This is a genomic window from Enterococcus sp. 3H8_DIV0648, assembly GCF_002140655.1.
In the GTDB taxonomy this organism is placed as follows: domain Bacteria; phylum Bacillota; class Bacilli; order Lactobacillales; family Enterococcaceae; genus Enterococcus_A; species Enterococcus_A hulanensis.
Genome location: NZ_NGLG01000001.1, coordinates 3,290,694 through 3,292,866, shown reverse-complemented (window position 1 = coordinate 3,292,866; position 2,173 = coordinate 3,290,694). Strand labels below are relative to the sequence as shown.

The window sequence follows — 2,173 nt, the reverse complement described above, 5'->3', positions numbered from 1 at the left end:
ATGGTATTTGATACTCAATAGCTAAGCACTTAACGACTTTATTTGTCGTTGGAGTACTAACAGCATGCTGATCAATGTAATCTGGCTTTCTACCAGTTGTGTGTATAAACTTTTCAATTTGAGCTTTCACTTCATTATAAGTATCGTCACAGTCGAATAAATCTTTTTCACTGTTTAATTCGATTCTTCTAGTACTTGAAGATATAAAGTTGCCCATTCCAGAATGTATTAAACTCGAATTCTCAGCTACCTCACTGCAAGGTCTACCTAGAACCAAATTAACATGTAAGCCAAAACACAACTTATTATGGTGTTTAGCAAATTCTAATCCTTCTTTAGAATAAGGCAAATTGACTATTATTCCAATATTCTTGACTAGCTGAAAATCTATTGATTGCATAATTGCTCTATTAATTCCTAACGACAATCCTAGATCATCAATTCTAAATAATACTTTCATGAATCCCCCTCCTATGTACTGACAACTTATATTTACAACTTGTATTGACAAGTATAAAAATAGCAGTTATACTATGTAGTGTCAAGAGGCCATTTGATAAAAAAAGAACGAGGAGAATGTAGCATGAAAAATTGTAAAGATGTCACAATTAAATATTTTGATTATTTAACGAAAATTTGGTCCATGGTCACTGAAAACGAAGTAGATTCAGTAGATGCCGCAGCGGAATTAGTAGCAAACTCTTGTGAAAATGGAGGGCGTTTCTATGTATTTGGGTCAGGTCATTCTCATATGGTAGCGGAGGAAATATATATAAGAGCAGGCGGTTTAGCTTTTGTTAAAGCTATATTACCCCCTGAATTGATGCTACACGAAATGCCAAATAAAAGTACTTATCTAGAAAGATTAGATGGCTATTCAAAAAGTATTTTAGATTTATATAAAGTAAATAAAAATGACACTCTAATGGTTATTTCTAATTCAGGACGAAATAATGTCCCTGTAGAAATGTGTTTAGAAGCTAAAAAGAGAGGGACCAAAGTCATTGCTTTAACATCTTTAGCACATTCAAAACACGTAACTTCGAGACACTCTTCTGGAAAACTTATGTATGAAATTGCAGATGTAGTAATTGATAGCTTTGCTCCAATTGGTGATGCGGCTTATAGAATAGATGGATTAGACGCTGATCTTGGTCCTACTTCGGACTATACAGGGATTGGTATAGCTCAAACTTTAATTGTCTCAACAGTAGCTAAGCTTGCCGAAAGAGGCATAGATGTTCCTATTTTCAAAAGTTCTAATATGGATGGAGCAGATGAATATAACAATATGCTCTTCGATAAATATTATGGATATTGGAAATAGAAAGAAGTTAGGGCGTGAAACTTATGAAAACGATAGTTCTTTGTAATGAATACAGTCAAAAAATGTTCCCATTTGATTTTCATTGGCAAAAAACATGTTTGCCAATAGTTAATAAGCCAAATATACTAAGAATCATAGAACAGCTTATCAAAAACAACTGTAAAGAAAAGGACATTTACGTCGTAGTAGGCTATAGAAAAGATCAAGTAAAATCAATTTTGAAAAACTACACAGCTCTAAACTATATTGATGTTGATCCCTCCAACAATTTAAAAACTGCTTATGAATCCATGGTAGCTATTTTGGATACAGAAGTACTTATATATAATGCTGGAAGCGTTATCACAGATAATGATTTTGAAATTTTTTTATCCTCGGCGCATAGAAATAAAGCATTTTTTACAAAAAAAGTAGATGCTTCAACTAATCATATCTGTGCTAAAGTTACTAATAACTTAGTTGAATGTTTCTTCGGTCACCCTCGAGAACATTATGTAACCCATCTTGTTACAGGACTCTATCTTCTCGAATCAGAAACCTTTACTAATGCCTTAAAAAGTGACATAGGTTTTGACAAGAACAACTCTGGCGCTATGCCTCCACAAGAATTCTTCTTGGAAAATGGTTTGAATCAAAGTTTATTAAATAAGAGAATACATATAGTCGAAAATACTGATGAAGTATTTCAGTTAACTTTCCCTTGGGATTTACTAAATGCCAATGAATTTTATGTATCTCAATTATGTCAAAACTTAAAAAAGGATGAAATTGGTACCAATTCTAGTATAGACCCTTCAGTTAGAAAAAATGGCTATGTAAAAATTGGTTCTAACACTACCATAGGTA

General features: G+C 32.7%; 2 protein-coding genes and 1 pseudogene. 2 read left to right on the top strand and 1 reads right to left on the bottom strand.

The genetic code is table 11. The features are described from left to right. Positions 1–460: ChbG/HpnK family deacetylase (locus A5875_RS15190; RefSeq protein WP_141108349.1), on the bottom strand; the 460-nt coding region annotated here is incomplete at its 3' end. A 123-nt stretch (positions 461–583) separates the two neighbouring features. On the opposite strand from A5875_RS15190, the gene A5875_RS15185 reads away from it, so the two are divergent. Then, positions 584–1,327, top strand: coding sequence for an SIS domain-containing protein (locus A5875_RS15185; protein ID WP_088934364.1), 744 nt, complete (start codon positions 584–586; stop codon positions 1,325–1,327). 23 nt (positions 1,328–1,350) lie between these two features. Further along, a pseudogene (locus A5875_RS23730) lies at positions 1,351–2,173 on the top strand (NDP-sugar synthase); the annotation flags it as partial.